The following is a 22,605-nucleotide window of genomic DNA, read 5'->3' as shown; positions in this document are numbered from 1 at the left end:
ACGGCCCTCACGCCGGGGGCGTCGCCCGGACCAGGCCCGTCTGGTAGGCGATGACGACCAGTTGCGCCCGGTCGCGGGCGCCCAGCTTGGTCATGGCCCGGTGGATGTGGGTGCGGACGGTCAGCGGGCTGAGCGTGAGGTCCTCGGCGATCTCGGTGTTGGACCGCCCCTCCGCCGCCAGGGCCATCACCTCCCGCTCCCGGACCGTGAGGTCGGCGAGGCGCTCCGGCGGCGCCAGGTGCGTGCCGGGGGCCGGTGCCATGAGGAAGCGGGTGATGAGGGAACGGGTGGCGCCGGGCGAGAGGAGCGCCTCGCCCGAGGCCACGGTGCGCAGGCCGGTCAGGAGGGTGTCGGCGGTGACGTCCTTGCCGAGGAAGCCGCTGGCGCCGGCGCGCAGGGCCTGGGCGACGTAGTCCTCGGTCTCGAACGTGGTCAGGATCAGGACACGGGTGGCGGACAGCTCCGGGTCGGCGCACAGGGCGGAGGTGGCGGTCAGGCCGTCGGTGCCGGGCATGCGGATGTCCATGAGGACGATGTCCGGGCGGTGGGTCCGGGTCAGTTCCACCGCCTCCGCGCCGTCGGAGGCCTCGGCGACCACTTCCATGTCCGCGCAGGAGTCGATGAGGATCCGGAACGTGGCCCGCAGCAGGGCCTGGTCGTCGGCGAGCAGCACCCTGATGCTCAAGGTGTCGGTCCTTCCGTGAGGTGGGCGGCGGGTTGCAGCGGCAGCGCCGTGGTGACCTCGAAGCCGCCCTGGGGGCGGGGACCCGCGCACAGCTCGCCGCCGATGGACTGGGCCCGTTCGCGCATGCCCATGACGCCGAAGCCGCGGCCCGGGGCGGGCTCCGGCTTGCTGGGGCCCTCGTTGGTGACCGTGAGCAGCAGCCGGGAGCCGGTGTACTCCAGGCGCACGTGGGCGGACTCGGCGTCGGCGTGCTTGCTGACGTTGGTCAGGGCCTCCTGCACGATCCGGTACGCGGTCAGGTCGACGCCGGGCGACAGCGGCTGCGGCTCGCCCTCCGTGGTGACGGTGACCGCGAGGCCCGCCGACCGGCACGCCGACACCAGCTCGGGCAGCCGGGCCAGGCCGGGGGACGGCTCCAGCGGCGGCGCGCCGGGGGCGTCGTCGTCCTGGCGCAGCAGGCCCAGCGCGGCCTTCAGCTCCCGCAGCGCGGAGGACGTGGTCCCGGTCAGGTCGGTGAGGATCTTCTTCGTCTGCTCGGGGTTGGTCAGGGCCAGGTGGGCGGCCGTGCCGGCCTGGGCGTTGGCCAGGGCCATGTGGTGGGCCACCACGTCGTGGAGCTCCCGGGCGATGCGCACCCGCTCCTCGGTGACGCGCAGCCGGGCCTCCTCCTCGCGGGTCCGCTCGGCGTGCTCGGCCCGGGCCTGCACGGCCTGGAGGTAGGCGCGCCGCAGCCGGGTCATGTTGCCGGCGGCGAGGGGCAGCATCAGCCAGAAGAACGGGCCGATCGTCCGCAGCAGCAGCGAGAGGTGGTCCATGGAGTCGGCGACCACGGCCGCGCCGATCACGCCCACCAGGGTGGTGATGCCGTAGACGCGGGTGGTCTTCCGCTCGGTGAGGGTGGCGAGCCAGTACAGCGCCGCCATGATCGGTGCCAGCAGCAGCGGTGTGAGCAGGTAGCCCATGGAGACCGCCGCGACGGTGCAGGCCCCGGTGACGGTGACGGCGATGCGCGGGTAGGCGCGGTGCTTGAGCAGGACGAGGCAGGACACGCCCATGAGGGCGACGGCGGTCTTGTCCTGGTCGGGCGGGTCGGCGTTGGGCAGGGTGAGCGAGGCACCGAAGGTCGCGCAGCCCAGCAGCGCCAGGACCATCGCCAGATCGACGAGGAAGGGGTGCCGGACGGCGAACTCCTCCAGGCGGTCCGCGTAGCGCCGCTCCTGACTGCTGGTGATCATGGTGCTCTCCGGTGGGTGGGCTGTGACCATCGTGGTCGACTCCTGATGCGAACGCCCGGGGGCCGCCCGTGTCCTTCGCCACGGGCGGCCGCGGGGTGGGGTTCCTCAGGTGCGGGCCAGCTCGGGCGCGGCCTCGGCGGCCGGCTCCGGCTCCGGCCCGCGGCTGAGTGCCTCGCCCTCCACGTCGACGCGGGGCAGCAGCCGGTCCAGCCACTTCGGCAGCCACCAGGCCTTGTCGCCGAGCAGGGCGAGGACGGCCGGCACGATCGCCATCCGGACGACGAACGCGTCGAACAGGACGGCCGAGGCGAGCCCGAACCCGATCATCTTGATCATGGAGTCGCTCTCGCCGATGAACCCGGCGAACACCGCGATCATGATCAGGGCCGCGGCCACGACCACCCGGGCGCTGTGCCGGAACCCGGACGTGACGGCCCGCGCGGCCGTCTCGCCGTGGACGTAGGCCTCCCGCATCCGGGAGACGAGGAACACCTCGTAGTCCATCGCGAGGCCGAAGACGATGCCCACCAGGAAGATCGGCATCAGGCTCATGATCGGGCCGGTCTGCTCCACACCGAAGAGCTCCGCCCCGTGCCCCTCCTGGAAGACCACGACGACCGCGCCGAGGGAGGCCAGCACCGACAGCAGGAAGCCGAGGGCCGCCTTCAGCGGGACGAGCAGCGACCGGAAGACCACCAGCAGCAGCACGATCGCCAGGCCGACCACCACGATCAGGTACGGGACCAGCGCGGCCTGCACCTTCTCGGCGATGTCGATGTTCATCGCGGTGGTGCCGGTGACCTCGTAGGTCGCGCCGCTGTCCGATTCGATGCCGGGCCGCTCGTCCCGGATGGCCGTCACCAGGTCCTTGGTCTTCTCGTCGGTCGGCGCGGTGGACGGCACCACCGAGAAGACGGCGGTGTCGCCGGCGGCGTTGAAGCGGGCCGGGGAGACGGACACCACGCCCTTCGTGGCGCCGATCTCCTGGGCGATCGTGGCGGCGGCGGCCTTCGGGTCGGCGGCGCCCTTGCCGTCCACGACGACGGTCAGCGGCCCGTTGAAGCCCGGCCCGAAGCCCTCGGCGAGCGCGTCGTAGGCCCGGCGCTCGGTGGTGGACGTCGGCTTCGCCTCGTCCCCGGGCATGCCCAGCTGCAGGCCGGTCACCGGCACGGCGAGGGCGCCCAGGCCCAGGACGCCGAGGACCAGCACGGGCAGGGGGCGGCGCAGCACGAACCGGGCCCAGCGGGTGCCGCCGTTGGCCTCGGTGCTCTCCTCGAGCCGGCCGCTCTTGCGGGCCTTGCGGGTGAGCACGGCGTTCGGCCAGAAGCCGAGGAACGCCGGGACGAGGGTGAGCGCGATCAGCACGCCGACGGCGACCGCGCCCGCGGCGGCCAGGCCCATCTTGGTGAGCATCGGGATGCCGACGACGGCGAGCCCGGCGAGCGCGATGACGACGGTGAGCCCGGCGAACACCACCGCGGACCCGGCCGTGCCGACGGCCAGCCCGGTCGCCTCCTGCGGCGTGCGCCCCTTGGCGCGCTCCTCCCGGTACCGCGAGACGACGAACAGGGCGTAGTCGATGCCGACGGCGAGGCCCAGCATCATCGCGAGGGTGCCGGTGGTGGTGGACAGGCCAAGGGCGCTGGACAGGGCGAGGATCGTGGCCATGCTGACGCCGACGCCCATGACGGCGGTCAGCAGGGGAAGTCCGGCGGCGGCCAGCGAACCGAAGGTGATGAGCAGCACGACGGCGGCGATCGCGACGCCGATCACCTCGGCCGTGCCGCCCGGGCCGCCCTCCTCGGCCAGCGCGGTGCCGCCGGCCTCGACCGTCAGCCCGGAGTCCCGGGCCTGGTCGAGGGCGTGCTCCAGGTGGGTGCGGCTGGCGTCGGTGAGGTCGTTGGCGCCGACCTTGTAGGTGACGGTCGCGAAGGCAGTGCGGCCGTCCTGGCTGATCGTCTTCGCCCGGAACGGGTCGACGGCGCTCGCGACCTGGGTGCCGTCGCCCAGGTCGCCGACGGCCTGCTCGATGGCCTGCTTGTTGCCGGCGGCGGTGACCTTCTCGCCGCCCGGCGCGATGAACACGACCCGGGCCGTCGCGCCGTCGGCGGTGGCTCCGGGGAAGCGCTGTTCCATCAGGTCGAACGCCTTCTGGGACTCGATGCCGGGCATCGAGAACTCCTCGTCGACGGCCCCCGGCGCCTTGAGGGCGCCCAGCCCCACGGCGGCCAGGACGGCCGCCCAGACCAGGGCGACGTACCAGCGTCGCCGGAAGGCCATACGGCCCACTCGATACAGGAAAGTAGCCACGGCAGGAGGTCTCCACATCTCGTGTCGATCGTCCGCCCAGCGTGTCCGTCCGAGGGGCCTGCCGTCGTCGTGCGGCTGCCGACAATCCGGGGTACTCGCCACGCAGTAGAACCGGCGCCCGTGTCCACCCCGGGTACGAGATTTTCCGGGCCTTCCGGCGCCCCCTGTGCTACCGTCGTTGTTGTTGCAGTTTTGGTTCCCAGAGACTTCGAGTGCTCTATCGACCTTTTGTCGACGAGCACTCTTTTTTGTTTCCGAGATTTTCGGATCTCTCCACAGGGTGATCATTTCGGCGACTACGGGTCCGCAAGGTGCGGGCCCTGAGTACTGCCCCTCAAGGGAGATTCATATGGCTACCGGCACCGTCAAGTGGTTCAACTCGGAAAAGGGCTTCGGCTTCATCGAGCAGGAGGGCGGCGGTCCCGACGTGTTCGCCCACTACTCGAACATCGCCACCTCCGGCTTCCGTGAGCTGCAGGAAGGCCAGAAGGTCAGCTTCGACGTCACGCAGGGCCAGAAGGGCCCGCAGGCCGAGAACATCGTTCCCGCCTGACGTCGGCGCGCATGCCCTGACCGGGGCCCGCACCCCTTGCGGTGCGGGCCTCGGCTCTTTTCGTTTCCCATACCGGCTCGCTCTTGCGAATCCTGCGGCGCTCCGGCGCCGCCGCGCATTCCCCGATACGTGCCGCATCGAGGAAGGTTCCCCTTGGACCGCACGGCTCGCAGGAACAACGGCTCCACCCGCTCCCGCAACGGCGGGTTCCGCTCCCGCAAGGCGGCAGGACAGAACACCGCCGCCCGTCCGGCGGGCGGCAACGGCGGGCACCGCCCCGCCGCCGGCCGGGAGTTCGCACCCCCGGTCACCCTCACCCCGGCGCTCCCCGCCGTCGAGTCGTTCGACGAACTCGACCTGCCCGAGCGGCTGCTGACGGCGCTGCGCGCCGAGGGCCTGACCGCCCCGTTCCCGATCCAGGCGGCGACGCTGCCCAACTCGCTGGCCGGCCGGGACGTCCTGGGCCGCGGGCGCACCGGGTCGGGCAAGACGCTCGCCTTCGGCCTCGCCCTGCTGGCCCGCGTCGACGGGCAGCGCGCCGAGTCCCGGCAGCCCCTGGCGCTCGTCCTGGTGCCCACACGGGAGCTGGCCCAGCAGGTCACCGACGCCCTCACGCCCTTCGCCCGGGCGCTGCGGCTGCGGCTCACCACGGTGGTCGGCGGGCTGCCGATCGGCCGGCAGGCGAACGCGCTGCGCACCGGGGCCGAGGTCGTCGTCGCGACGCCCGGGCGGCTCAAGGACCTCATAGACCGCGGGGACTGCCGGCTGGACCAGGTCGGCGTCACGGTGCTCGACGAGGCCGACCAGATGACCGACATGGGCTTCATGCCGCAGGTGACCGCCCTGCTGGACCAGGTGCGGCCCGGGGGGCAGCGGATGCTGTTCTCGGCCACCCTGGACCGCAACGTCGACCGGCTGGTCCGCACGTACCTGCACGACCCCGTCGTGCACTCGGTCGACCCGTCCGCGGGCGCGGTCGCCACGATGGAGCACCACCTGCTGCACGTGGAGGACGACGACAAGCACGCCACCACGACCCGGATCGCCGCCCGCGACGGGCGCGTGATCATGTTCCTGGACACCAAGCACGCCGCGGACCGGCTGGCCAAGAAGCTGCTGGCGGTCGGTGTGCGCGCCATGGCGCTGCACGGCGGGAAGTCCCAGTCGCAGCGCACCCGCACCCTGGCCCGGTTCAAGGACGGCCAGGTCACGGTGCTGGTGGCGACCAACGTGGCCGCCCGCGGCATCCACGTCGACAACCTCGACCTGGTCGTCAACGTAGACCCGCCCGGCGACCACAAGGACTATCTGCACCGGGGCGGCCGGACCGCCCGGGCGGGTGAGTCCGGCACCGTCGTCACGCTGGTCCTGCCGCACCAGCGCCGTGAGATGAGCCGGCTGATGGCCGACGCCGGCATCTCGCCGCGGATCACCCGGGTCCGCTCCGGCGAGGCCGAGCTGAGCCGGATCACCGGTGCCCGGGAGCCGTCCGGCGTGCCGGTCGTCCTGGCCCCGCCGGCGGCCGAGAACCGGCCCGCGCGCACGGGTTCCGCCCCGGGCGGGCGGCGCGGCGGTTCGTCCCGGGGCCGCCGCCGCTGAACGCGCCGCCGGGCCTCACGCGTCCGGCGTCAGCCGGAGCACCGTGCCCTCCGCGTCGGCCGACAGCAGCAGCGAGCCGTCCGCGGCGGCGAGGCCCGCGAACGGGGGCGCGAGGCCGGGTACGCCGTGCGTGAAGAGGGCCGGGGCGGGCGCGGTGGCCTGGGGCGGGCCGACCGCCAGGCCATCGGCCGCGACGCGGGACTCGCCGGTGGTCAGGGAGACCGACCACAGGCGGCGCCGCCCGGCGTCCACGGCGGGGTGTCTCCGCGTCGAACGCGGCGTTGTCCAGGCCCGTGACACCGCTGCGGTGACGGCTCCGGTCGTCGGCCCGGAGGGTCGAGTCCCAGGAGGGGGAGGCCCAGGACGGTCGACGCCCGGGACGGACGGTGGGGGCCCGGGTCGCGGCGGCTCGGGCCGGCCTGTCGATGCCCGCGCTCCGTCCGCCCGCGACTCAGTCCGCCCCGAGCAGGGACGTCAGTTGCGCGTGCGCCCGGTCCCATCCCCATTCCCGCCGTACCCACGCGCGGCCCTTGCGGCCCATGTCCCGGGCCAGTTCGGCAGCGCCGAGGAGCAGGGCGAGCCGGTCGGCGAGCGTCCGTACGTCATGGCCGTCGACCAGGTACCCGGTCTCCCCGTCCCGGACGGTGTCCGGTGCCCCGCCCGAGTCGCCGACGACGACCGGCAGCCCGGCGGCCGACGCCTCCAGGAACACGATCCCGAGGCCCTCCACCTCCAGGCCCGCCCGGCGCGTCCGGCACGGCATGGCGAACACCTGGGCGGCGGCGTAGAACCCGGGCATGTCCTCGTGCGGATGACCGCCGGCGAAGACGACCGCGTCCGCCACCCGCTCCCGGACCGCGAGCCGCCGCAGGGCCCGGGCGTGCGGCCCGTCCCCGACCAGCAGCAGCACCGCGCCCGGGACGCTGCGGCGCACCCGGCGCAGGGCCCGTATCAGCGTGTCCTGGCCCTTGCGCGGAACGAGCCGCGCCGCGCACAGCACCACCGGCCGGTCGCCCAGTCCGTACCGCTCCCGCACCCGGGCCCCCGCGGTCTCGGAGCCCTGGAAGACGTCGGCGTCGACACCGGGCGCCAGCCGCCGCATCCGCGCCGCCGCCTCCGGTCCGACCGCGGCGGCGATCCGCGCCCGGGTGTACGCCCCGAGGTACGTGACGCTGTCCACCCCGGCCCCGATCCGCCGCAGCAGCGCACGTGCCCCGGGCGTGCGCGCCCACCACACCTCGTGCCCGTGCGTGGTGGCGACCAGCCGCCGGACGTCCGTACGGCGGCGCAGTGCGCCCGCCATCAGCCCGAGCGGGGCCGCCGCCCCGAACCAGACGCTGTCGCAGTCGTGGGCGCGGGCCAGTTCGGCCGCCCGGGCGGTGACCCGCCGGGTCGGCAGCAGCATGTGCGTGCGGTCCCGCACCACCGGGAACGGCAGCCGGGCGTCGTAGGCCCGGCCGCCCGGGGTGCCGGAGGTGTAGACGACGACCCGGTCGGCCGGGAAGCGCGCCGTCATGGCGTGGACGAAGGTCTCTATGCCGCCCTGGCGGGGCGGGAAGTCGTTGGTGACGACGAGCGTGCGCGGCATGGTCGATCAGTCCTCGTCGACGGTTCCGCCGCGCCGGGCCGTCCGGCGGCCGGGCGGCACGAGCCGGAACCAGCCGAACAGCACCAGCGGGTAGACGGCGTATCCGAAGCGGGTGGCGGGGATCAGGCACATGGCGATCCCGAGGCCCAGCGCCAACCGGTCCGCCGCGGCGACGGTGGTGCGCGGCGGACGCGTCACGAGGGACACGGCCACCGCGACCGCGCCCAGCGCCAGCGCCGCCACCGCGAGGGCGAAGCCGCCCGGCACCCGGGTCGCCAGGAGGTGCCCCGGCAGCGGGCTGGCCGCCGGGGACGCGGTGCCGCCCTGGCCCAGCGGGAAGAGCAGCACGTGCTCGGCGAACGCCCTCGGGTCGGCCAGCGCCACCGGCACGACAGCGAGCGCACCCAGCGCGACGGCCGTGGCACCGGCCCGGACGGCGGCCCGCCGCCCGGCGGTCGCGGCGAGCAGGACGAGCCCGACGGGCAGCAGCGGCCAGGCGGTCCACTTCAACGAGGCGGCGGCCCCCAGCGCGAGCCCGGCGGCAACGGGACGGCCGCGCCCCGCGAGGGCGAGCGCGAGGCACATCAGCGCGATGACGGGCAGATCCACGCCCCCGACGGCGAGGGGGAGGGCTACGGCCGGGGCGGCGGCGAGCCAGAGGAGGGCTCGGTCAGGGGTGGCGTGCGGGGTTGTGGAGAGGGGCTGGGCGAGGTGCGGCTCGGTGCGCGGGCGTTCGATGCCCGGGTGCGGAGCCCCTAGTTCGCGGCTCCGGGGAGAAACGGCCGCGCGGCACAGCACGGCCGCCGGCCCCATGGCACCCAGCGCCACCCCCGCGAACCACACCCGCGCGTCCGCGAGGGGGACGTCGCCCAGGACCGCCCGGGGCAGCCCGAAGAGCGCCATGCCGGGCAAGTACGGGTTGTGGTCGTCGAGTTCGGAGGGATGCGGTACGTAGGGCGTGCCGGACTCCAGCAGCAGCCGGCCGGACCGCTCCACGACCGCGACCTCCATCTGGCGCCACCCGTGGGCGACCAGGAGCACCAGCGGCACGAGCACCGACCCGGCGGCGGCGACGGCCGCGCTCGCCCGCCCCCAGGCCCGTGCGGAACGGTGCGCGACGAGCGCGGCGAGCCCGTACCCGACGGTGGCACAGGCACCCCAGACGCGGTGTGGCGTGAGGGTCGTCCACAGGCACAGCAGCAGGGCGAAGACCGCGCAGGCCACCCAGCAGGCGGTCTCCCAGCGCGAGGCTGAGCGACGGCACCGGAGCCGCACGGGGGAGACGGGCACCACCACCGGACGCACCACCGCCGCAGTACGCACGGCCACCGCCGAAGCGCTGGACACGCCGCCCGCTCCCCGCCAAGTCCCCCGCATCCCGCTCCCCTTGTCAGCCGGCACTCGTGACGGCAAGTCTTCGCAAGGGGCGGACGAGAAGCGTCACACCGGATTCCGATCCTGGGCGTCGACCCGTGGTACTCACCCGGCGCCCGGGTCAACCCGTACGGTGACGCGGGCGGAACGCCCCCGGCCGACAATGTGGGCATGCGTCAGTCGCCGACCCTGCGCCCCACCGCCTGGCCGCGCTCGCCCCGCTACCCGTACGTCACCGGTGTCCTGCTGCTCCTCCTCGCGGTGGCCGAGGTGCTGCACTCCCGCGTCACCTCGACGACGGTCCTGGCGACCCTGCCCTTCGTGGTGCCGCCGCTCCTCTGGCGCCGGAGGGAGCCCCGGGTCGGACTCCTGGTGGTGCCCGCCGCGCTGCTGAACTTCCTCTTCCGCCCCGAACTGCTGTCGACGGTCGCCGTGGCCGGTGTCATGGGCCTCTACTCGCTCGCCCGCCACCGCGTCCTGCACCCCGCCGTACTGATCACGGGCGCGATCACCGGCGCGCTCCTCGTCAACGCGGGCCACGTGGCGATGGGCGTGTACGACCTCGGGGGCCGGGCGCCCGCCGTCGGCGCCGACGGCTCGCTGTCGTACTTCACGGAGTCCTTCGTCCTGGCCGTGGGCGTGGTGGCGACGGTCGGCGTGGCGGACGCCTTCCGCAGCCGGGAGGAGTCCCGGCAGGCGCGCGAGGCCGCCCAGCGGGAGCTGATCGCCATGGAGCGCCGGCACGCCGCGGCTCAGGAACGGGCCGCTATAGCACGGGAGTTGCACGACATCGTGGCGCACTCGGTGTCCGTGATCGCCGTCCAGGCGGAGAGCGCCACGTACACCACGCCCGACCTGTCCCCGCCCGCCCGCGACGGCTTCCAGCAGATCGCCGCCTCGGCCCGCTCGGCCCTGACGGAACTGCGCCACCTGCTGAGCGTGCTGCGCGCGGACGACGCCGCCGAGGACGCGCCCGTCCTCCCCCAGCCGACCCTGGATTCCCTGGACGCGCTGCTGGAGGCCCACCGCTCGGGCGGCGGGGAGGTCACCCTCCACACGGAGGGCACCCGCCCCCCGCTCCTCCCCCCGTCCCTCGAACTCACCGCCTACCGCATCGTCCAGGAGGCCCTCACCAACGCCCGCCGCCACGCCCGCGGCGCCGCGGTCGACATCCGCCTCGCCTACGCGGACGACGAGGTCCGCATCCGGATCACCGACGACGGCCCGGGCCCCCAGGGGTCCCCCCACGACTCGGGCGGGCACGGCTTGAGCGGCATGCGGGAGCGTGCGAACCTGCTCGGCGGACGTCTGACCTGCGGGCCGGCCGGTCCCGGGGGCGGCTTCCTGATCGAGGCCGAACTCCCGGTGCGGGCCGGGGCGAAGAGCTTCGCGGAGGGTGTGTACGAATGACGGCGGGGGAAGCGATCCGCGCGATCGTGGCCGACGACCAGGCGGTGGTCCGGACCGGCTTCGTGAACCTGCTGTCCACGCAGGACGACATCGACGTCGTCGGCGAGGCGGAGGACGGCGAACAGGCGGTCGCCCTCGCGCTCGTCCACCGCCCCGACATCGCGCTCCTCGACATCCGCATGCCGAAGCTGGACGGCATCCAGGCCGCGCGCACGATCCTGCGGCAGACCGAGGGCGCCACGAAGGCGCTGATGCTCACCACCTTCGACCTCGACCAGTACGTCTTCGACGCCCTCGCGGCCGGCGCCAGCGGCTTCCTCCTGAAGGACGCGACGTTTCCCGAACTCCTCCACGCCGTACGGGTGGTGGCCGCCGGTGACGCGATGCTCGCCCCCGGTATCACCCGCCGCCTGATCGCCGAGTTCGCCCCGCGCCGACCGGTCACCGCCCCCAAGGCCCTCCTGGACCGCCTCACCGCCCGCGAGGTCGAGGTCCTCCTGCTGATCGCGCAGGGCCTGTCCAACGCGGACATCGCCGACCGCCTCACCATCACCGACCACACGGTCAAGACCCACATCAACCGCCTGTTCACGAAGCTGGAGCTGCGCGACCGGGCGCAGGCGGTGATCGTGGCGTACGAGGCGGGGCTGGTGACGCCGGGGGAAGGCGGGTGAGCGGCGCGGGCGCCCGGGCCGGAACCTGACGCCGAGGCATCCGAAAACCAGTCGAGTGGCGCCGCCGGGTGCCGTTACCGTGCTGCCGAACCACGTCGTCCAGGCAAAGGCGGGCCGTTGTACACCGCGTGAGACACCCCGAGCACTGATTCGTCGCGCGTCGCGCATCCGCGCCGCGCTCCTTTCTGCTGCGGACTTCTCACTGAAACCGGTGTACTTCTGTGCTCACAGACTGGGTGGTCATGCCCACCTGCCTGCCGCTCGTCGCCCGCCGTTGCCGCTCCTGCGCGTCGGAGCGTTTCCGGGCCCACGGCACATTCCGCGTCAACGCCCACCACAAGCTCCTCGACGTCTGGCTCCTCGCGCTCTGTACCGGGTGCGGGGAGACCACGAAGGTCACGGTCCTGGAGCGGGTGCACGTACGCTCCGTACGACCTGAGCTGCTGGAGCGGCTGCACCACAACGACCTCGGCCTGGCGGCCGAACTCCTCCAGGATCCGGCCGTGCGGCGCCGGAACCACATCAGCCTCGACTGGGACGACGCCTGGAGGCTCGACACCGGCGGGTCGGATCACCTGGACCGCGAGGTCATCGACGTCTCGGTCCGCTTCGCGGCACGCATCCCCGTTCGGCCGGTGCGGCTGATCGCCGAGGGCTGCGGCCTGTCCCGGGCCGAGGTGGAGAGACTGATCACCGAGGGGAAGGTCGTGTCGGCGGTACGGCTGGGCGGCACACGCTCCAGCGACTTCAGCTTCACGCTCAAGCGCTGATCCCGCCCTCGGGCCTCACGTGCTGATCCCGCCCTCGGGGCCTCGTCAACGAGCTGCGGCCCCCGGGCACACCGACGCCCCCAGCCCCTGCCACCGTCGTCCGGCGGTGGCAGGCGGGGGCGTCGCGTGCGGCTGCTGTGCGGCTGCTGTGCGGCTACTGCGCGGCGGGAGGCGCTAGCCGCCCGTCACCTCCGTCACCTTCCAGCGCTGGTTCGCCCCGGAGTTCGGCTGCCACAGGCCCACGGACGCGCCCTCGTTCGTGGACTGGCCGGAGACGTCGGGGAGTTGGCCGGTCGCGGCGTTCACCAGGGTCCAGGTGCCGTCACCGGTCGTCGACATGATCCACTCGGTGGCCTTGTCGCGGCGGCCCTCGTCGGGCTCCGCCACCAGCGCGCCGTTCCGGACGGCCAGGCGCTTGTCCGAGGACGTCTCGGTGAGGACGTACCGCTTGCGGTTGTCGCCGCCGCGGATCTGCTCCACCTGCCACTGCCGGCCGGCCGGGTCGGCGGAAGCGCCGCGGATGACCAGGCCCGTGCCGTTGTCCGCGATCGTGAGGTCCTTGCCGCTCTGGACGCCGGTCAGGCGGTAGGTGTGGCCCTTCCGCAGCTCGGCCGCGTCCTTCGCGACGCCCGAGACGCCCTTGACGAGGAAGGACGTCACCGACTGGGCGGGCACGGCGATCGTGGCCTGCTTGCCGGTGACCCGGACGGCCTGCTGCTTCTCCAGCTTGCCGTCGGCGCTGGTCACCACCGGGGTGACGGTGGCGCGGGAGGAGACCCGGCCGAACTTCGACAGGTCGAGCGTGACCTCGCGGGCCTCGGTGGCGCTGTTGACGTGGACGACGGTCGCCGCGTCGCCCTTGCGGGAGACCGCCGCGGTGCTGGACGTGTCGTTCGTCTTGATCAGCCGGTCGCCGGGCTTGATGAAGTGCGTGAAGTTGCGGGCCGTGTCGAACTTGGTGTTCGTGTAGACCGGGCAGGTCTCCAGGGTGTCCTTGGCGGTGCAGCTGAACGGGAGCTGGATCTCGCCCCAGTTGCCGCCCTTCGCCGACTCCCCGCCGGGCTTCATGTTGTCGTAGTCCTCGACGGGCTGCCAGAACACCCAGGCCTTCGGCTCCAGTTCGCGCAGGTCGTCGACGATGCGCTGGGCGAGGCCGAGGCCGGGCCGCATGTCGGTGAAGCTCTGGCCGTCGCCCCAGTCGCCCTCGACCTCGCTCATCCACAGCGGCTTGTCGGCGGCCTTCGCGAGGTCGCGGACCGTGGTGCGCTGGCCGGTGCCGTAGGTGTGGACGTTCATCTGGCCGACCAGGTCGCGCACGTCCTGGGGGTAGGAGTTCCAGTTGGTGGCGAACGTGCCCGGGTTGGTCTCGTCCATCGCGGATATCTCCGCGTCCGACTTGGACTTCTCCAGCACCGGGGCGAGCGCGCGCAGCACCTTCTGCTGGAGCTCGGGGCCCATGTGGGCGCCCTCCTGGCGGCCGCCGGTCGGCTCGCCGTCCGGGCCGAGCTTGGTGCCCCAGTAGTTGGTGTTCGGCTCGTTGAAGGGGTCGAGGGTGTCGACCTTGATGCCGTGCGCCTTCTCCAGCCGCTCGGTGGCGCCCACCAGGTACTTGGCGAAGTCCTCGACGGACTCGGGCTTCAGCTGGTCCTTGCCCGCGTCGAAGTTGCCGGAGACGTAGCCGCTCTCGGTCATGAACCAGGGCGGGGAGTTGCTGAAGGTCTCCCAGTGGGTGATGTCCTTCTTGATGCGGTCCACCCACCAGCGCTGCGTCTTGTCCGCGTTCTTGTTCCAGTCGGCCGGGTCCTCGGCGTCCCACCAGTCGACGTCCTCGCGGGTGGTGCCCGCCGGGGCCTTCCACCAGCCCTCGACCGCGCCGCCGGCCCGCAGGTAGTCCTTGACGTCCGGGGCGTTGCCGCCGCCGATGTTGTAGCGGGCGATGTTCAGGTTGAGGCCCTCGTCGCCGAAGAGGAGCTTGTAGAGCTTCTCGCGGATCGCCGGCGGGTAGTCGCCGGTGGCGTTGGCGAACCAGACCAGGCTCGTGCCCCAGCCCTCGAACTTCTCCCCCGAGTAGGAGGGGTCCGGCCGGACCGTGACCCCGGCGGCCCGGACCGCGGGATCGGCGTGCGCGGCCGGAAGGGTCGTCGTGGCCAGGAGGGTTCCGGTCGCCAGGGCGGTGACGCCGATGGCCCCGAGGAGCCTTCTCTTACGGGTGGGGTGTGCCATCTCGAGTACTCCAGCTCTTCTGCGTGCCGCGCGTCCCGGCGGGACACAGAGATCGGGGCCTACGGGGTGCGAGTGGTACGGATTCGAGGTGCGACTGGTGCGGTTTTGTCGGCTTCTCGTACGGTTTCGACTAGGCAATGTTTACGTAAACATCCGCTGGCGGGATGTCTACACTGTCCGAATCTCAGGGGTCAAGGAGTCGTTCCGGACCGAAATTCGCGCCAGTCGGGCGGCGAGGGCAGCGAGGGGCAGGTGGGCACCGTGGACGGCGAGAGCGTGCCGGGGGGCACGAGCCGTACGAGACGGCGTGCGGCCCGTCCCCGCCAGGGCGCGTCGATGGCGGACGTCGCCCGGCTCGCGGGGGTCTCGTCCCAGACGGTCTCCCGCGTCTCCAACGGCTTCCCCGGAGTCACCGAGGACACCCGCCGCCAGGTCCTGGACGCCATGCGCGAACTGGGCTACCGCCCCAACAGCGCGGCCCGGGCCCTCCGGCGCGGTGAGTTCCGCACCCTCGGCGTGATCACCTTCTCCCTGTCCACCATGGGCAACATCCGCACCCTGGAGGCCATCGCCCTGTCGGCGGCGCAGCACGGCTACGCCGTCACGCTGCTGCCCGTGGCCGTCCCCACCCAGGACGAGGTCAACGGCGCCTTCTCGCGCCTCGGGGAACTCGCGGTGGACGCCGTCATCGTCATCATGGAGATCCACCTGCTCGACGCGGCGACGGTCTCGCTGCCGCCCGGGGTGCAGGTCGTCGTGGCCGACTCCGACGCCGGCGACCGCTACACCGTCGTCGACACCGACCAGGCGGGCGGCGCGCGGGACGCCGTACGGTACCTGCTGGACCTCGGCCACGACACGGTGTGGCACCTGGCGGGCCCCGAGGGCTCCTTCGCCGCCCAGCGCCGGGCCAACGCCTGGCGGGCGACACTCACCGAGTCGGGCCGTACTCCGCCGCCCCTGGTCCGCGGCGACTGGTCGGCCGACTCCGGCTACCGGGCCGGCCTCCGCCTGGCCGACGAGCCGGACTGCACGGCGGTGTTCGCGGCCAACGACCAGATGGCCCTGGGCCTGCTCCGGGCCCTGCACGAACGGGGCCGCCGCGTCCCCGAGGACATCAGTGTCATCGGCTTCGACGACATCCCCGAGTCCGCGTCCTTCCTCCCACCCCTCACCACGATCCACCAGGACTTCGCCGAGGTGGGACGGCTGTGCGTGGAGGGGGTCCTGAGCAAGATGCGGCAGGACGGCACGGAGCACGGGACGACCCTGGTGCCGACGCGGTTGGTACGACGGGGGAGCACGGGGCCGAGGATGGGGTGACGGGGCTGGCCGGGCTGGTCCCCCTGTTGGTTTCAGTGGGCGGGCGGCAGGAATTCCGGCTGGTCCAGCACCCGCAGCCAGCTTCCGTCGGGCTGGCGCCGTACGACCTGCGCCCGGGCCCCGGCCCCGTCCCCGGGCGGGGTCGCCGTCAGGGCGATGTCGCCGCTGACCAGGGTCGGCAGGGGCGGTTCCGGCTCGAAGTGCGGGCGGTCGGCCAGGACCTTCTCCCAGAGGGCGCGGATCGCCTCCCGGCCCACCGTGCGCTCGCCGGGCGGGTAGGCCAGCACCGCGTCCTCCTCGTAGAGCGCGGCGACCCCGGCCGCGTCACCGGCGTTGGACCGTTCGACGAACAGGCGGGTGAGGTCTTCGGGACGCATGGCCTTCTCGTACACGGCATCTCCTGCGGACGGAACGGCTTCCTTCGGCGCTTCCAGCGTCCCCGCCCCCCGACCAGAAGTCCAACAGATGGATCTACTGGTATCTAGAATTCCCAGTCATGGAACTGAGGCAGCTGGAGTACTTCGTCGCGGTCGCCGAGGAGCGGAACTTCACGCGGGCCGCCGAGCGGGTGCACATCAGCCAGTCCGGGGTCAGCGCCCAGATCCGCCAGCTGGAGCGGGAGCTGGGCGCCGAGTTGTTCGACCGGTCGGCGCGTACCGCCACCCTCACCGCCGCGGGCCGGGCCGCGCTCGACCACGCCCGTGCGGCACTCGCCGCGGCCGGGGCGGTCGGGCAGGCGGTGGGCGAGGTGACCGACCTGATCCGGGGCCGGCTCGCGGTCGGGATGGTCATCGGCTGCACGCTCACGCCCCTGTTCGACGCCCTCTCCGCCTTCCACCGGGCGCATCCGGGAGTGGAGCTCTCCCTGCTGGAGGACAACTCCGACCGGCTGGTCGAGGCCGTGCGCGACGGGACCGTCGACCTGGCTCTCGTCGGGACGGCGGGCGCGCCCGAGGGCCTGGAATCGCTGACGGTCATCAGCGAGCGGCTCGTCGTGGCGGTCCCGGCCGGACACCCGCTGGCAGAGCAACGCCGGATGCTGCTGGCCGACTTGGCCGACCATCCCCTCGTGTGCATGCCCCCGGGCACCGGCCTGCGCACGGTCTTCGACCGCGCCTGCGCCGCGCAGGGCCTCCGGCCGGTGATCGCCCTGCAGGCCAGCGCCGCGGACGCCGTCGCGGACCTGGCGGCCCGCGGGCTCGGCGTCGCCGTGCTGAGCGAGTCGATGGCGGCGGGCCATCGCGGGTCCCTGGGCCGGCTGGTCGCCCGCACGATCGACGACGTCACGGCACCGGCCCTGCTCGCCCTGGTGTGGAGGAGCTCGCACGGCCCCGCGGTGCGTGAACTGCTGGCCCACAGCAGGCGGGCCTTCGCCGGCTGACGGCGGCGTGGAGGCGTTGCCGGGCCCCTGTGCGGCCGCAGCAGTCGCCTGCACAACTACCGTCTGTCCAGGAGAACTTGCCCTCACGCCACGCTGAAGCGGTGCGTCGCCGCCAGCACGGCGTCCATCGTCGTGCCCCCCGACAGCCCGTGTCCCTCCCCGCCGGTCAGCACCAGTTCCGCGTCGGGCCACACCTGGGCCAGCCGCCAGGCGATGTCCGGGGGCCCGCTGATGTCCAGGCGCCCGTGAATCAGCACACCCGGGATGCCGGCGAGCTTCCCGGCGTCACGGAGCAGCGCCCCGTCGTCCAGGAAGGCGGCGTGCCGCCAGTAGTGCGTGACGAGGCGGGCGAAGCGGAAACGGAAGCGCGGGTCCTCGTAGCGGGGGTCGGGCTTGTGCCCGGGGTGGGTGGAGACGTGCACGTCCTCCCACCGGCACCACTCCCGCGCGGCCCGCTCCCGCACGGCCGGGTCGGGGTCGGCGAGCATCCGGGCGTACGCGTCCACCAGGCTGCCGTCGCGCTCGGCCTCCGGCACGGCGTCCCGGAACCGCGCCCACTCCTCGGGGAAGATCCGCCCCATGTCCCGGGTGACCCACTCGACTTCACGGCGGGTGGTGTTGGTGACGCTGAACAGGACCAGCTCGCTGACGCGCTCCGGGTGCCGCTCGGCGTAGGCCAGGGCGAGGGTCACGCCCCAGGAGCCGCCCAGGACCAGCCAGTCGTCGATGCCGAGGTGGCGCCGCAGCAGCTCGATGTCGGCGATGAGGTGGTGCGTGGTGTTGGCGGCGAGCGAGGTCCCCGGATCGGCGGCGTCGGGCGTACTGCGCCCGCACCCCCGCTGGTCGAACAGCACGATCCGGTACGCCGCCGGGTCGAACAGCCGCCGCCAGAACGGCCCCGCACCCGATCCCGGCCCGCCGTGCAGCACCAGGGCGGGCTTGCCGGCGGGGTTCCCGCAGGTCTCCCAGTAGACGCGGTTGCCGTCGCCGACGTCGAGCATGCCGTGCTCGTACGGCTCGACGGGGGGATGGAGCCCGGGCATGTGCGCCGCCTCTCGCGGTGGAATGCGCTGAGATATAACAGCGCTGTTAGATTAACAACATGAGCGGTCATCCGGATCCCGTCGCCGTGGGCACCCTGCTCCGGCACGTCCTCGAACTCCTCGACGCGGACGTGGCCAAGGTCTACGAGGAGCAGGGCCTCGCCGGGTACCGGCCCCGGTTCTCCCCGGTCGTACGGGCCCTGGTCGCCGAAGGCCCGCTCTCCGTGCGCGACGTGGCCGCCTCGGTGGGGGTCACGCACTCCGCCGCGAGCCAGACGGCGGCGCAGATGGCCCGCGCGGGCCTGGTCACCCACACCCCCGACCCCCGGGACGCCCGCCGCCGGCTGATCGCCCTCACCCCCAAGGCCCGTGCCCTGCTGCCCCGGATCGAGGCGGAGTGGGAGGCCACGCGGACGGCGATGGCCGAACTGGACGCGGAGCTGTCGATGCCGCTGGCCGCGTTGCTGAGGGAGGTGACGGAGGCGGTGGGGCGACGGCCGTTCCGGGAGCGCATCGCGACGGCGTACCGGCGTTGAGGGGGCTCCCTGTGGGGGCGCTGGGCGCAGGAGTCACCTCACGACCATCGGCGCTCTCTCCGTCGGCGGTTGCCTCTCAGGCCGGTGGGTTATGAAGCACTCATGGCTCTGACTGGTCAACTCGCGACGCTGCTCGCCGTAGCGCTGGGCGCCGTGCTGTCGATGGCGGCCACCATGGTCGTGGAGAAGGCACGATGGCGGCGGGAGCAGTCCGTGCGGTGGGACGAGCGACGGTTGAGCGCGTATGCCGAGTACGCCCACGCCGTGAAGGAACTCGCGCACCGCTACCGACGAATCGCGGTCGCCAAGGGCATCGCAGCGAGCGGAGCCGCACCGCTGGAGCCCACGGCGGAGGTCCTCGCCGAAGTGGCGGAGGCCGAGTTGCGACGCTCGGCGCTCGCGGAGACGGTGTGGCTGCTGGGGGACGTGAAGACGAACACGGCCGCGGTCAGGCTGAACCACTGCCTGTGGCATCTGGAGTGGCTGGCCCGCGAGCTCCCGACCAGAGAGCAGGGCGGCTGGGACCAGGCGTACCAGGACTTCCGGCAGGCGCGGCATCACTTCCTGGAGCTGGCACGCGCCGGCCTCGGCGTGCGAGGCACACGCATAGCGGAGTCGGTTCCCTGGCCACCGCCTTGGCGGGGTGACCTTTCCCAAGGCCCTCGCCATTGAGGACCGGGCAGGGTGGAAACGAGGTCGGCGTTTCATGCGGGTAGCGGTCGAGCGTCCTGATATGTCGGAAGAGGCGCGACTGGATGCTGCCGGGCACGACCGCGCTTCCCGAGGAACTCGCGGACGAGGAGCGGGTCGTGGCCTATTGGGGAGGCAGGCCGGAGGTGCGCCGACGTGTCGAGGCCCTTCAGCAGTCCTCGGCGAGCATCGTGCTGTTCCTGAACGCTCGTGGGCTTCTGCATTTCGACGCCCTTTTCCAGAACATCCTGACCGACGGACGGCGCCTGTACTTCACGGACTTCGGCCTCACCCTTTGAACCGCCGGATGGGCCACCGAAGGCCAGGCAGATCCTCTCCCGCTGCCGACGGCGTCGCCGGCCCGCTCGCGCGCCGCGAGGGGAGGAGCATCCGCATGCCGGCAACCCGGCACCCGTGGCTCAGGACCCGTTGAGGCCGGCCGCACCGACCCAGCGGTGATAGGCGTCCACGTCGACGTTGCTGCCGCACAGGATGGTGACCACGTGCCGGCCGGCGAAGCGGTCGGGGTCTTCGAGGATCGCCGCGATGCCGAGCGCGGCCGATGGTTCGACGATGAGGCCGGCATGGTCGAGGAGCATCCGCATGCCGGCGATGATCGACGCCTCCTGGACGAGGACGGCGTCGTCGGCGACCAGGAGGAGGTCGTCCAGAACGGCCGGGATGGGGTACCGGCCGGCGACGCCGTCGGCGATGGTGTCGGTCGAGTCGGTGGTGACGACGCGCCGCCGGTGCCACGAGTGGGTCAGCGCGGGTGCGCCCAGCGGCTGGACGCAGATCACCTCGGTCTCGGGCGCCATGGCCTTCACCACGTGGCCCACGCCGGTGGCCAGCGCTCCGCCGCCGAGGGCGATCAGCACGGCGTCGAACGACGTCGTGGCGTCCACCAGTTCCAGGCCGATGGTCGCCGCTCCCTCGCAGGTCTCGATGTCCAGGCTGTCCTCGACCAGCCGGATGCCGTCGCGGCGCGCGATGGCCGCGGCCCGCTCGCGCGCCATCTCGTGGTCGCCGTCGACGAGTTCCAGCCCGGCGCCCAGTGCGCGGATGCGGTCCAGCTTGGCCGCGGTCGCGAAGCGGGATGCCACGACGGTGACGTCCAGCCCCCGGCCGCGACCGGACCAGGCGAGGGCTTGGCCGAGGTTGCCCGCGCTGGCGCACACCACGGCCCGCGAGTCCTCGTCGGCGAGCAGGCTCGCGACCAGCTCGGTGCCGCGGGCCTTGAAGCTGCGGACCGGGTTCGCCGTTTCGAGCTTGATGCTCACCGCGCACCCGAGGCCGGGCTCCAGCGCCTCGCAGCGGTACAGCGGAGTGTCGAGGAAGACCGGGTTGATGACCCGGCGAGCCGCTCGGATCCGAGCGGTGTCGAGACGCGTTTCCCGCATGGCACGACAGCGTAGGGCTGCCTGTCCTCGACCGGACAGCCGAACACCCGCTCCAGCGCCGCACACGTCCGCCCGACGGGCCGTCGGGAGGCGCCGTTCAGCAGGTTGCGGACCGTGCGGTCCGGCTGGGAAGCCCCGACGGTCCGCGGTGGCCCCTGCCCAGCGATGCACGCCGGTGGGCTGCGTTGGAACCGGCAGTCCGGCCCTGCTGGAAGCCCAGAGACGATCCACGGTTTCCTGAATTCAGGGAACCGTGTACTGTCGTCGCATGCTGACCGTCGCCTCCGACATCGCCGTGCTCGCCCGGTTCGGGCGCGCCCTCGCCGATCCGATCCGCTGTCGTATCCTGCTCGCCCTGCGCGACGCCCCCGCCTACCCCGCCGATCTCGCCGACGCCCTCGGTGTCTCCCGGACGCGGCTGTCGAACCACCTGGCCTGTCTGCGCGACTGCGGGCTCGTCGTCACCGTCCCGGACGGCCGGCGCACGCGCTACGAGCTTGCCGACGAACGGCTCGGCCACGCCCTCGACGACCTGCGCACCGCCGTGGTGGCCGTCGAGACCGACCGCAGCTGCCCGGACGCCGACGCGAAGGGCTGCTGCTGAGCATGGCCGCCGAGACTCCGCTCGCGCTCGGCCCCGCCCCGGCCCGGCGCGACGCGCTCACCCGCCGGATACGGCTCCTGGTCACCGCGACCATCGCCTACAACGCCGTCGAGGCGACCGTCGCCCTCACCGCCGGGACCCTCGCCTCCTCCACCGCGCTGATCGGCTTCGGCCTCGACTCCGTCATCGAGGTCTCCTCCGCCGCGGCCGTCGCCTGGCAGTTCTCCGCGGCCGACCACGCCGTGCGCGAGGCGCGCGAGAAGACCGCCCTGCGGATCATCGCCGTGTCCTTCTTCGCGCTCGCCGCGTACGTCGCCGTCGACGCGGTACGGGCGCTCGCCGGCGCCGGCGAGGCGGAGCGCTCCGTCCCGGGGATCGTGCTCGCCGCCCTGTCCCTCGCGGTGATGCCGTTCCTGTCCGCCGCGCAACGCCGGGCCGGCCGGGAACTGGGCTCCGCCTCCGCGGTCGCCGACTCCCGGCAGACCCTGCTGTGCACGTACCTGTCCGCCGTCCTCCTGGCCGGTCTGGTCCTCAACGCCACGCTGGGCTGGTCCTGGGCCGACCCGATCGCCGCCCTCGTGATCGCCGCCGTGGCGGTCAAGGAGGGGCGGGACGCCTGGCGCGGCGAGGGCTGTTGTGCCGCGCCGCCGTCGTCCCGCGACACCACGCCGTCGTCCCCTGGCACCACCCAGGACACAGGGAAAGACTCAAGGGAAGACGCAGGGCAGGGCCCGTGCGGATGCCGGCCGGGCTGCTCGTGCTGCGCCCCGGGCGGGGGCCGCCGCACGCGCCCCGCAACGGCACCGCGGGCGTGACCCTCGGGCACCTCACAGATGGTCGCCGAGTCACGGCGAGCCCACGCCCCGTCAGCCGCCCCGGCGTTCAAGGGCCTGGAGCAGAAGCGGATTCGCTCGGGCGAACCGGGGGTGCCCACATGGGACTTGGGCCGAGGGCGCCGCAAGGGCGGTCCGGCCATCGTCGGCCGGGTGGACACGGGCCGGATCAGCCGTACGGGAGGCCGAAAACCGCCCCCGCCGCGTGGCTTTCAGCCGTCCCGAAGGCGAACGGGCCGGCAACTACCGCCGGGTCCTGGAGAGATGCGGTGGAAAGACTCGCCGGATCGGGTCGCGCGCCCCGTCGGATTGGGCTAGACATGCGGCGGAACACGCCGGCATCAGGACGCGCCAGTCGGCGCATCCGCCCAAGG

Annotated in this window: 21 protein-coding genes and 1 pseudogene; 12 read left to right on the top strand and 10 right to left on the bottom strand. The window is 73.1% G+C overall.

Translation table 11 applies throughout. The annotated features are described in order from the left end of the window. Window positions 1–7 precede the first annotated feature (7 nt). From C1703_RS20670 to C1703_RS20660, 3 genes are all read right to left on the bottom strand, one after another. Window positions 8–685 (bottom strand): response regulator transcription factor, encoded by a 678-nt coding sequence (locus tag C1703_RS20670; protein ID WP_114254276.1) that lies wholly within the window; start codon window positions 683–685, stop codon window positions 8–10. Further along, window positions 682–1,920: a sensor histidine kinase gene (locus C1703_RS20665; RefSeq protein WP_198678232.1), complete on the bottom strand. Its 1,239-nt coding sequence runs from the start codon at window positions 1,918–1,920 to the stop codon at window positions 682–684. The genes C1703_RS20670 and C1703_RS20665 overlap by 4 nt, the downstream gene beginning before the upstream one ends. A 105-nt stretch (window positions 1,921–2,025) precedes the next feature. Beyond that, window positions 2,026–4,230 carry an MMPL family transporter gene (locus C1703_RS20660; protein ID WP_114254275.1) on the bottom strand — a complete coding sequence of 735 codons (2,205 nt, stop codon included), beginning with the start codon at window positions 4,228–4,230 and terminating at the stop codon, window positions 2,026–2,028. A 349-nt stretch (window positions 4,231–4,579) separates the two neighbouring features. Between C1703_RS20660 and C1703_RS20655 the strand changes: the two genes are divergently transcribed. Both C1703_RS20655 and C1703_RS20650 read left to right on the top strand, forming a co-directional pair. Next, on the top strand, window positions 4,580–4,783 hold the full coding sequence (locus tag C1703_RS20655) for a cold-shock protein (RefSeq protein WP_033323720.1): 204 nt from the start codon (window positions 4,580–4,582) through the stop codon (window positions 4,781–4,783). 153 nt (window positions 4,784–4,936) lie between these two features. Then, a complete protein-coding gene (locus C1703_RS20650) occupies window positions 4,937–6,382 on the top strand; it encodes a DEAD/DEAH box helicase (protein ID WP_198678231.1) in 1,446 nt (481 codons plus the stop codon). Window positions 6,383–6,397: 15 nt separating this feature from the next. On the opposite strand, the gene C1703_RS20645 is transcribed toward C1703_RS20650, so the two are convergent. The 3 genes from C1703_RS20645 to C1703_RS20635 form a co-directional block, all read right to left on the bottom strand. Further along, window positions 6,398–6,634 (bottom strand): hypothetical protein, encoded by a 237-nt coding sequence (locus tag C1703_RS20645; protein WP_114254273.1) that lies wholly within the window; start codon window positions 6,632–6,634, stop codon window positions 6,398–6,400. A gap of 199 nt (window positions 6,635–6,833) precedes the next feature. Next, a complete protein-coding gene (locus C1703_RS20640) occupies window positions 6,834–7,970 on the bottom strand; it encodes a glycosyltransferase family 4 protein (protein ID WP_114254272.1) in 1,137 nt (378 codons plus the stop codon). A 6-nt stretch (window positions 7,971–7,976) separates the two neighbouring features. Continuing rightward, window positions 7,977–9,317 carry a glycosyltransferase 87 family protein gene (locus tag C1703_RS20635; protein ID WP_232840544.1) on the bottom strand — a complete coding sequence of 447 codons (1,341 nt, stop codon included), beginning with the start codon at window positions 9,315–9,317 and terminating at the stop codon, window positions 7,977–7,979. Window positions 9,318–9,515: 198 nt separating this feature from the next. On the opposite strand from C1703_RS20635, the gene C1703_RS20630 reads away from it, so the two are divergent. The 3 genes from C1703_RS20630 (at window position 9,516) to C1703_RS20620 (ending at window position 12,198) form a co-directional block, all read left to right on the top strand. After that, window positions 9,516–10,754 carry a histidine kinase gene (locus tag C1703_RS20630; protein WP_114254270.1) on the top strand — a complete coding sequence of 413 codons (1,239 nt, stop codon included), beginning with the start codon at window positions 9,516–9,518 and terminating at the stop codon, window positions 10,752–10,754. Beyond that, on the top strand, window positions 10,751–11,428 hold the full coding sequence (locus C1703_RS20625; protein ID WP_114254269.1) for a response regulator transcription factor: 678 nt from the start codon (window positions 10,751–10,753) through the stop codon (window positions 11,426–11,428). Before C1703_RS20630 ends, C1703_RS20625 begins: the two co-directional genes overlap by 4 nt. Before the next feature lie 221 nt (window positions 11,429–11,649). After that, the gene (locus C1703_RS20620; RefSeq protein ID WP_114254268.1) at window positions 11,650–12,198 is read left to right on the top strand and encodes a DUF1062 domain-containing protein; all 549 of its coding nucleotides are present in this window, start codon (window positions 11,650–11,652) and stop codon (window positions 12,196–12,198) included. A 174-nt stretch (window positions 12,199–12,372) separates the two neighbouring features. Here C1703_RS20620 and C1703_RS20615 read toward each other — a convergent pair whose 3' ends face one another. Then, window positions 12,373–14,421 (bottom strand): glycoside hydrolase, encoded by a 2,049-nt coding sequence (locus C1703_RS20615; RefSeq protein WP_114254267.1) that lies wholly within the window; start codon window positions 14,419–14,421, stop codon window positions 12,373–12,375. Between the two features lie 336 nt (window positions 14,422–14,757). Here C1703_RS20615 and C1703_RS20610 point away from each other — a divergent pair, with 336 nt between their 5' ends. Further along, on the top strand, window positions 14,758–15,744 hold the full coding sequence (locus tag C1703_RS20610; RefSeq protein ID WP_114254266.1) for a LacI family DNA-binding transcriptional regulator: 987 nt from the start codon (window positions 14,758–14,760) through the stop codon (window positions 15,742–15,744). Between the two features lie 32 nt (window positions 15,745–15,776). Here C1703_RS20610 and C1703_RS20605 read toward each other — a convergent pair whose 3' ends face one another. After that, window positions 15,777–16,121, bottom strand: coding sequence for a nuclear transport factor 2 family protein (locus C1703_RS20605; protein WP_114257512.1), 345 nt, complete (start codon window positions 16,119–16,121; stop codon window positions 15,777–15,779). A 119-nt stretch (window positions 16,122–16,240) separates the two neighbouring features. Between C1703_RS20605 and C1703_RS20600 the strand changes: the two genes are divergently transcribed. Further along, window positions 16,241–17,125, top strand: coding sequence for a LysR substrate-binding domain-containing protein (locus C1703_RS20600; RefSeq protein WP_114254265.1), 885 nt, complete (start codon window positions 16,241–16,243; stop codon window positions 17,123–17,125). Window positions 17,126–17,208: 83 nt separating this feature from the next. Here C1703_RS20600 and pip read toward each other — a convergent pair whose 3' ends face one another. After that, a complete protein-coding gene (pip, locus tag C1703_RS20595) occupies window positions 17,209–18,168 on the bottom strand; it encodes a prolyl aminopeptidase (RefSeq protein ID WP_114254264.1) in 960 nt (319 codons plus the stop codon). Window positions 18,169–18,227: 59 nt separating this feature from the next. Between pip and C1703_RS20590 the strand changes: the two genes are divergently transcribed. From C1703_RS20590 to C1703_RS20580, 3 genes and pseudogenes are all read left to right on the top strand, one after another. Continuing rightward, on the top strand, window positions 18,228–18,704 hold the full coding sequence (locus C1703_RS20590; RefSeq protein ID WP_232840543.1) for a MarR family transcriptional regulator: 477 nt from the start codon (window positions 18,228–18,230) through the stop codon (window positions 18,702–18,704). Window positions 18,705–18,806: 102 nt separating this feature from the next. Beyond that, window positions 18,807–19,376, top strand: a complete 570-nt coding sequence (locus C1703_RS20585; protein ID WP_114254262.1) for a hypothetical protein — start codon at window positions 18,807–18,809, stop codon at window positions 19,374–19,376. 83 nt (window positions 19,377–19,459) lie between these two features. Beyond that, window positions 19,460–19,690, top strand: a pseudogene (locus tag C1703_RS20580) (protein kinase family protein); the annotation flags it as partial. 123 nt (window positions 19,691–19,813) lie between these two features. On the opposite strand, the gene C1703_RS20575 reads toward C1703_RS20580, so the two are convergent. Beyond that, window positions 19,814–20,794: a pyridoxal-phosphate dependent enzyme gene (locus tag C1703_RS20575; protein ID WP_114254261.1), complete on the bottom strand. Its 981-nt coding sequence runs from the start codon at window positions 20,792–20,794 to the stop codon at window positions 19,814–19,816. A 268-nt stretch (window positions 20,795–21,062) separates the two neighbouring features. Between C1703_RS20575 and C1703_RS20570 the strand changes: the two genes are divergently transcribed. After that, window positions 21,063–21,398 (top strand): metalloregulator ArsR/SmtB family transcription factor, encoded by a 336-nt coding sequence (locus C1703_RS20570; protein WP_114254260.1) that lies wholly within the window; start codon window positions 21,063–21,065, stop codon window positions 21,396–21,398. 2 nt (window positions 21,399–21,400) lie between these two features. Further along, window positions 21,401–22,213 (top strand): cation transporter, encoded by an 813-nt coding sequence (locus C1703_RS20565; RefSeq protein WP_114254259.1) that lies wholly within the window; start codon window positions 21,401–21,403, stop codon window positions 22,211–22,213. The last annotated feature ends 392 nt before the right edge of the window (window positions 22,214–22,605 follow it).

It is taken from the genome of Streptomyces sp. Go-475 (assembly GCF_003330845.1).
Classification (GTDB): domain Bacteria; phylum Actinomycetota; class Actinomycetes; order Streptomycetales; family Streptomycetaceae; genus Streptomyces.
The sequence above is the reverse complement of the archived record's forward strand: the minus strand, read 5'-3'. Positions and strand labels throughout refer to the sequence as shown.

Coding starts and splice junctions, on each gene's coding strand:
- C1703_RS20665 (WP_198678232.1), bottom strand. CDS start 1,920: ATGATCACCAGCAGTCAGGAGCGGCGCTACGCGGACCGCCTGGAGGAG.
- C1703_RS20655 (WP_033323720.1), top strand. CDS start 4,580: ATGGCTACCGGCACCGTCAAGTGGTTCAACTCGGAAAAGGGCTTCGGC.
- C1703_RS20640 (WP_114254272.1), bottom strand. CDS start 7,970: ATGCCGCGCACGCTCGTCGTCACCAACGACTTCCCGCCCCGCCAGGGC.
- C1703_RS20630 (WP_114254270.1), top strand. CDS start 9,516: ATGCGTCAGTCGCCGACCCTGCGCCCCACCGCCTGGCCGCGCTCGCCC.
- C1703_RS20625 (WP_114254269.1), top strand. CDS start 10,751: ATGACGGCGGGGGAAGCGATCCGCGCGATCGTGGCCGACGACCAGGCG.
- C1703_RS20615 (WP_114254267.1), bottom strand. CDS start 14,421: ATGGCACACCCCACCCGTAAGAGAAGGCTCCTCGGGGCCATCGGCGTC.
- C1703_RS20610 (WP_114254266.1), top strand. CDS start 14,758: ATGGCGGACGTCGCCCGGCTCGCGGGGGTCTCGTCCCAGACGGTCTCC.
- C1703_RS20605 (WP_114257512.1), bottom strand. CDS start 16,121: ATGCGTCCCGAAGACCTCACCCGCCTGTTCGTCGAACGGTCCAACGCC.
- C1703_RS20600 (WP_114254265.1), top strand. CDS start 16,241: ATGGAACTGAGGCAGCTGGAGTACTTCGTCGCGGTCGCCGAGGAGCGG.
- pip (WP_114254264.1), bottom strand. CDS start 18,168: ATGCCCGGGCTCCATCCCCCCGTCGAGCCGTACGAGCACGGCATGCTC.
- C1703_RS20590 (WP_232840543.1), top strand. CDS start 18,228: ATGAGCGGTCATCCGGATCCCGTCGCCGTGGGCACCCTGCTCCGGCAC.
- C1703_RS20585 (WP_114254262.1), top strand. CDS start 18,807: ATGGCTCTGACTGGTCAACTCGCGACGCTGCTCGCCGTAGCGCTGGGC.
- C1703_RS20575 (WP_114254261.1), bottom strand. CDS start 20,794: ATGCGGGAAACGCGTCTCGACACCGCTCGGATCCGAGCGGCTCGCCGG.
- C1703_RS20570 (WP_114254260.1), top strand. CDS start 21,063: ATGCTGACCGTCGCCTCCGACATCGCCGTGCTCGCCCGGTTCGGGCGC.
- C1703_RS20565 (WP_114254259.1), top strand. CDS start 21,401: ATGGCCGCCGAGACTCCGCTCGCGCTCGGCCCCGCCCCGGCCCGGCGC.